7 protein-coding genes are annotated in these 6,928 nt (G+C 40.8%); 4 read left to right on the top strand and 3 right to left on the bottom strand.

What is annotated here, in order from left to right:
* The first annotated feature begins 90 nt into the window (after nt 1-90).
* A complete protein-coding gene (locus tag ACWNM1_RS18840) occupies nt 91-2,352 on the top strand; it encodes a 5'-nucleotidase C-terminal domain-containing protein (protein ID WP_449602187.1) in 2,262 nt (753 codons plus the stop codon).
* On the opposite strand, the gene ACWNM1_RS18835 is transcribed toward ACWNM1_RS18840, so the two are convergent.
* From ACWNM1_RS18835 to ACWNM1_RS18825, 3 genes are all read right to left on the bottom strand, one after another.
* Nucleotides 2,349-2,534, bottom strand: a complete 186-nt coding sequence (locus tag ACWNM1_RS18835) for a hypothetical protein (RefSeq protein WP_449602186.1) — start codon at nt 2,532-2,534, stop codon at nt 2,349-2,351. The two genes, ACWNM1_RS18840 and ACWNM1_RS18835, sit on opposite strands and share 4 nt — an antisense overlap.
* Nucleotides 2,535-2,857: 323 nt before the next feature.
* Nucleotides 2,858-3,574, bottom strand: a complete 717-nt coding sequence (locus tag ACWNM1_RS18830) for a glycosyltransferase family 2 protein (RefSeq protein ID WP_449602185.1) — start codon at nt 3,572-3,574, stop codon at nt 2,858-2,860.
* Nucleotides 3,571-4,278 carry a glycosyltransferase gene (locus tag ACWNM1_RS18825; RefSeq protein WP_449602184.1) on the bottom strand — a complete coding sequence of 236 codons (708 nt, stop codon included), beginning with the start codon at nt 4,276-4,278 and terminating at the stop codon, nt 3,571-3,573. Before ACWNM1_RS18825 ends, ACWNM1_RS18830 begins: the two co-directional genes overlap by 4 nt.
* Nucleotides 4,279-4,630: 352 nt before the next feature.
* On the opposite strand from ACWNM1_RS18825, the gene ACWNM1_RS18820 reads away from it, so the two are divergent.
* From ACWNM1_RS18820 to ACWNM1_RS18810, 3 genes are all read left to right on the top strand, one after another.
* Nucleotides 4,631-5,203, top strand: coding sequence for a hypothetical protein (locus tag ACWNM1_RS18820; RefSeq protein ID WP_449602183.1), 573 nt, complete (start codon nt 4,631-4,633; stop codon nt 5,201-5,203).
* Nucleotides 5,204-5,271: 68 nt separating this feature from the next.
* Nucleotides 5,272-5,940, top strand: coding sequence for a hypothetical protein (locus ACWNM1_RS18815; protein ID WP_449602182.1), 669 nt, complete (start codon nt 5,272-5,274; stop codon nt 5,938-5,940).
* A complete protein-coding gene (locus ACWNM1_RS18810; RefSeq protein WP_449602181.1) occupies nt 5,903-6,913 on the top strand; it encodes a hypothetical protein in 1,011 nt (336 codons plus the stop codon). Before ACWNM1_RS18815 ends, ACWNM1_RS18810 begins: the two co-directional genes overlap by 38 nt.
* Nucleotides 6,914-6,928: the final 15 nt, after the last annotated feature.

Genomic DNA, 6,928 nt, shown 5'->3' with positions numbered 1-6,928 from the left:
TGATTAGTCTTATAACGGTAGTATTCAGTCGGTACTTGCTGATGGAATGCTATCTTTATATAAAATTTACATAAAAGGAGAATGAACAGCATGCAGAAATTTGTTCCAAAGCGTTATGTCGGACTGTTGCTCACATTCATGTTATGCGTGACGGCCCTCATCACGCCTCTCTCTAGTAACAAAGTTCAAGCCGCAGAGGCAGAACCGGAAACAACCATAACACTGCTCGGAACGTCGGATATCCATGGAAGGTTTATGCCTTGGGATTACGCGCTTGACGGCCCGAACAAGACGGGCAGCTTGACTCAGCTGTACACGATTGTCAAAAAGGTTCGTGAAGAGAATCCGAACACGATTTTGCTTGATGCAGGAGACATGATACAAGATAACTCTGCAGAGTTGTTTAATGATCAACCGAAGTCACCTATGATGGTAGCTATGAATGAGATGAACTATGACGCATGGGTAATGGGAAACCACGAGTTCAATTTTGGGCTTGATGTGTTAGAGAAAATCTCCTCGCAATTTAAGGGACAACCCTTAGTTGGAAACGTATTCAAAGAAAATGGTGACCGGTATATGCCGGCTTATACCATTATTGAGAAGGCCGGGGTCAAAGTTGGCATTATCGGCATGAATACACCTATGATTACTGAGTTTGAAAAGGGAACCGACCACTTAGACGGAATTATCGTGAAAGATCCTGTAGAAGAAACAAAAAAAGCTATCGCTGAGCTAAAAGGCAAGGTGGATGTTATTGTTGGTCTCATGCATATGGGACTAGATAATGAGAATGGAAAAGCAGGTACAGGTGTAACGGATATCGCGAATGCGAATCCCGAACTGACTGCTATTTTCGCTGGACATATGCACACCCTAGTTGAATCGAAAACAGTGAACGGCGTGCTCATTTCTGAACCTAATAAATATGGATCACATATTTCGCGTATCGACCTGAAGTTCACGAAGCAAGGCGATAAAGTGGTTCTGAAAGACAAACAAGCAAAGGCGCTGGCAGTAAAATCCTCTGACGGTTCGTTTGAGGAATCCGATGCTGGACTAGAAGGCATTTTACAGCCATTCCACGAGTTCGCACGTGCGGACGCGAATACCATTGTCGCTGAACTGAAGGGAACAAACCTTGTCCCATCCAATGAAATGAAAGGCATTCCTGCTGTTCAAACCCAAGAGACGCCGTTATCGGACTTCTTCAGCGAAGTGATGCTTCACTATAGCAAGGCCGATGTCGTCGCCCACCAGATTGATAATGATAAGGCTAAACTAGACGTTGGGCCGATTAAGAAAAAAGATATTGCTTACAATTATCAATTCGCGCTTGGTGAAGTTACGGTGTATCAGGTAACAGGCAAAGATTTAAAAGACTATATGGAATGGGCAGTAGGTTATTTCAACTCGACGCGTCCAGGCGATGTAACCATCAGCTTCGATTCCAAGAGACGTGCCTCGAAATACAGCACCAATGATTTCTTTGGTGGCGTATCTTATGACGTTGATTTATCCGAGCCTTATGGAAGCAGAATTAAGAACCTGAAGTATGCGAGTGGGATTTCCGTGAAAGCAGACGATACGCTGAAGCTTGGAATGAACGCCTACCGAATGGAAGCCCTGAAAGCTAAAGGTGGCGCTCTGGAAGGAAGAACATTCAAGCAGCTCTGGTCTTCTAAAGATGCTACTGCCTATGGCGAAGATAAAGGTACCATTCGAAATCTCTCAATCGCTTATTTGAAAGATGTAAAAAAAGGCGTGTACGAACCAACAATCCATCATAATTGGAAAGTGACAGGTGTCGATACGACAGCACCAGCACGTGCAGATGTTGTGGAGTTAATCAATGATGGTATTCTATCTGTTCCAACAACGGAAGATGGTAAATATTCCAATATAGCTTCTATTAACATTCTAGATGCGGTAACGCAAGAAGAAATCGCTGCGCTCTCTACAAAAGCGAATGTAAACCAAGCGTTGTTCTCCGACGTAAAAACCAAAGGTGATTTCTATCAAAAGCTGAATCAAGCGAGAAAAACCTCATCGGATGTAGTAGTTAAAGAACAACCTAAACCTAGTGAACCTGCAGTTGTTGAAGAGCAGGCTAAACCAAAGCAAGTTCTACCTGTACAAAAACCTGCGGATAAAGCAGAGAGACTAGCTAAAGTTACAGCGTATTTCTTGAATGTACGGGCTAACGCCTCATCCACTGCAAAAATTTATACAGCAGTGCCTAAGGATACCGTCTTGGAGGTACTAAGCACCGATAAGTATGGATGGGTGAAGATTAACTTTAACGGCAAAGAAGCCTATGTGTACGGACAATATGTAAAAATGTTGCCTTAATCATAGCTGTGAAGTGCAATCTTAACCAAAAAACCAGCAAATCTCCTTTGACCGGAGACTTGCTGGTTTTTATTTACGGTCGATTCCTCCCCTTTGATGAACCGCAACGCCATCTGCCGGCTTTGACCTAGCGTGTTATTGATTACGATTGATCCTCCATCGCTCCATGATTGTTTTAGCAATGGCAAGCCCCATTTCTATAACTTGGTGCCGAACTTTTTAAAAAGGGGATTGGAATCATTACGTAATTCGGGCTGCTTCCTACTATTCTGTTGACACTCTTTGGGAGTGTTGCAACAGATAGATATATTAAAAAAGCCATCGTTGGTGCAACGGCTTTATGATCAGGACTCTGTTGTATTATATAGGCCTGCCCAAGTAAGTTACTGGAGATTTAGCTTGATAAATTTGTTGGATGACCATTTTGGCATAAATTTTCTGAACAGTTTTCTCAGCCGAATCCCAATTCGTGTTCAGTGGAGCTGTTAGCTTTTTGAGGATTAAATCAGCTTCGAGAGACGTATTTTTTGAAGTTTTTTACTTTTATAACTTTAACACTTTTGGATAAAAGCTTCTTGTCGCTGATGATCCAAGTGTGATCTTTGGAGTTTTTTCTACGAATTGCTGCGAAGTTATACCTGTTTCCTGCGTAAAGCTTAAAGCCATGTGCAGCGCAATCAGAACAGAACTTGACGCATTCCCCTCGGTTCCGATTTGGAAAAGAAATCTGTTCGAACACCTTGCGTTTAATGAGTAGGGTCGCACCTTGAAGATTGGTTACATATTTATTCTCCATACTGGGGTAACGAAGCAAAAGTAACTTCTTATCATTCAAATACATATAGTGAGCCCGTTTTCCAACGATATCTGCTTTAGTCTTATGGAGTATTTGCATGCTATCAGTTAAATAGTTGGAAGCGTAATAATCGTCATCATCAAATTTAGCGATATAACTATATTTCGCTAATTTCACACCGAAATTCAAACAAAATCCGAGGGAACGGTATTCCGGTACTTTAAAAACCCGTACATTCATATGTTTTTTTGCAGCAGTTATATAGTCATTGATCTTCAAACTATCATTATTTATGATAACGATAAGTTCTTTAGGACTGAAGTTCTGTCGTCGATAGTTATCAAACAGAGTATTTATACAGTCTGCTCGTTTCGTACAGGTCAGGATAGATACAGCAGATACTGTGGAATCAGTAGTCCTTTTCATAACTTGATCTTTGGACTACGTCCAACAAAGGCCTTATAATTTTTAATATTACGGATGATCTTATGGTTTGCTATTAAAGTGCTATCACTGATGATCCATGTGTGCTTTGAAGAGTTTTTTCTACGGATGGCTACGAAGTTATTCTTACTCGCAGAATAAACCTTATAACCTTTCTTTCTGCTTCTGCTGCAAAAAAGATCATCTTCACCCACGTTTTTATTAGGGAATTTCACATGATCGAATACTTTACGTTTGAAGACGAGTGTAGCGCCTGGGAGATGGGAAACTGTTCTATGTTCGTCATGTGCAAAACGAAGGATTAAAGTCTTTGAACCACTTAAATACATATAATGAGCTCGTTTTCCAAGAATATCAGCATTTGTTCTATTTAATGTCTGAATACTTTCCGTCAAATAATGAGGGGCATAATAATCGTCGTCATCGAATTTGGCGATGGTATGATATTTGCATTTTGTTACGGCATAGTTTAAGCAGGAACCCAGCGTTTGATGTTCTGGCTTACGAAATATCTTTATATTTTTGTGATTTTTAGCTAACTGTTGGTAGGGAGATAGTGGAATTGCATTGTTATTGATAATAATGATGAGTTCTTTTTGGGCATATCGTTGTCTGTTGTAATTTTGGAGTAGGTTGTTTAAATAATTTTGACGATTTGTACAGGTAATAATGGAAACACCATTCATTTAACCAACCCCTCAGATGCTTTTTTTGGAAAAAGTCTCATAATACGATATGTCCAAGTTAGGATAGAGTAACGGCATATTAACCTCAGGGATGCAAAAATGGATTTTTATAAAGAACACAAAACCACAGTCATGACTGTGCTATCGAGATCTAGCTCAGCTTGAAGCAACAATACAGTATCTACTAGATAATAATTGGGAAAATGAAACTCTTGTTACCCAGAAAGTGAAAAGTAGGGAGACTCAGGACAAATGATCACTATAATGGAAATAAGAGACATACTTAGATACAATCTATAGGATATAAACAAGAATCAGTCTGACTAAGAAAGCGATTAGAGGAGGCCATCTCGTGGGAAGATCATTCGCAAATTTGCATATCAAGTCGAACAACATTGAGAAGACTGTCGGAGCATTAAGAGAGCTAAGCGAAGGGCATGCCACAGTATTAGGCAAGCCAAATAATGAGGCTCAAGAGTTCAATGTTGTCATGTACGTAAGCAAAAGCAACGAGTACTGGATCAGCGTGCTCCATGATTATTTTGTATGGGGTACGGTGAAGAAGATCGGCAAAATGCTGTCTCGGCTTATCGAGGAGCCAGTGATGACCGCCGGATATATAAATGAGGAAATATTCGAGTTGTCGTTGTTCGAGAATGGAGATATTGAGGCCGAAAGAATCTTTTGTGAACAGTGGACGAGGGATGAATATGAACAACTCAAAGAAGAGCGTCTTAACGATGACTATTTGCAGAAAGCGTTGGATATCCGCAATGAGGATTTTGACGACTTCATTAGCATTACGAGTCCGGCACAAGCCGTAGATAAGCTGTCAGAACTCGTAAGAATGTCATTATGGAGCGATTGGGAGTGGATCCCGCACGAAGAAACTCTCAAAGAACGATTTGCGAAATATGAATTTTGAAAATACATGAGCAAATGGCTAAGGTCATCTGAGATGACACTTTAGAACATGGCGGTGAGAGAAAAGAAATGGATAGATTAAAGAACAGCGGATTTTATAAACTTAGATTCTTCATAAGGCCGGAAGAGTTTGAAAGCGTTTTGAAGCTTTTTGAGCATAAGCAAGCGCAATTTCATCTAACCAATTATGCCCAGACAGAGCATGACCGGAATCAGGTGTATGAGGCGTATCAATTATTTTATCATTATTTTACGGCAGAGGAAAAAAGAAATGATGGTCACCCTTTCTTTGTTTATGCCATTTCTGTTGCGTCTGATAATGAAAGCTCCGGATTTTTTGCGAGAAATGAAGGTGTCCATTTTCCTTATTACGGACAATGGGCAGAGGATGAATTGCCGTGTATCTTGCTTTCATTTCCTAAAGGCTTTCAAATGGATTTGGAAGATGAGAACGGGAAGTATTATATCTATGAGGATATCAGGGATCATAAGCCGTTAACATATAAGTTTTTCGATGAAATAAAAGACTCTATTAATAAAATGACAAAGCCGCTTCGCTTCTCAGCGCATGACGCAGATGCTATGAAGGAGCAAAAGCCTTCTGTGCGTATAAGCCATGATGCGATTCACGATTTGAGCAAATCGTGGATTTTCAGTAAATACGGACTTGTGATCAATGGCAAAAAAGGAGGATTAATGGATGCGGAAAATATGGAAAAAAAGAATTCTGATCAATAATCCTGCCCTGCTGGACCGGGATCTGATCGAGCGGGATTTGCACGACGGTAACCAAGTGATTATTCAATTCTCTCACCCGGATTTTTATGGCTCCATATTGGAAGATGTGGATGAGCTTTGCGCGCGCTGGAATGAGGATTTCGGAGTACGTTTCTACGCCCACTATTCGCTGTCTTTTGATTGTCATACTCTCTTGCGGATTCCTCATGTGAAAATGCTGCACCTCGATAGTCTCACCCAGGCACATAACACTGAAGCATTGGCGAAGCTGGATCACCTGCGCAGTTTGAGCATAGGTATATACGAGCTGGAGAATTCGGAAATTCTGGGGATTGATACGTTGCACTCTCTAAATAAATTAAACATTATCTCGGATAAAAAGACCCTCAACCTGCAATATTTTAAAGAGTTCTCTGATCTGGAGGAATTGCATGTAGGGGGTAAGGTTAAAAACCTTGATGCTGTAGGTTATCTGAAGAACTTGAATTATCTTGCACTGCATTCGATCAGTAAACTGCCGTTACATTGTATTAACCGGCTAAGGAAGCTGGAGCACCTTCGCATTTTGCTTGGAGGCCGGGAGCATATTCAGGAAATTGAAGAGAATACAATCGAGAACCTGGAGATCACTAGAGTTCGCGGCTTCCATGACCTGACCAATATTACGGCCTTTCAAGGGCTGAAGAGGCTTGTTATTGAGGATCAGATCCAACTGCAGGAAATCAGCTTTAACCAGGAAATGAAGGCACTGGAGGAACTTTCTATTAGGAATTGTAAAGGCTTAACCCGTTTGACGGGAATGGAGCAACTGCCTTTGCTGCACACACTTCGTATTCTCAAGACGGCAATCGATTTTGACTCCTTTATCCATCAGAAACTTCCAAATTCTTTATCTTCAGTGGAGTTTGCAACTTTCAAAAGTAAAGCAGACCGGGAAATACAACAATCTTTAGCAGAATTGGGTTTTCAATAAAAGGTAGGATCGTTC

The organism is Paenibacillus sp. Marseille-Q9583 (genome assembly GCF_976954365.1).
The sequence above is the reverse complement of the archived record's forward strand: the minus strand, read 5'-3'. Positions and strand labels throughout refer to the sequence as shown.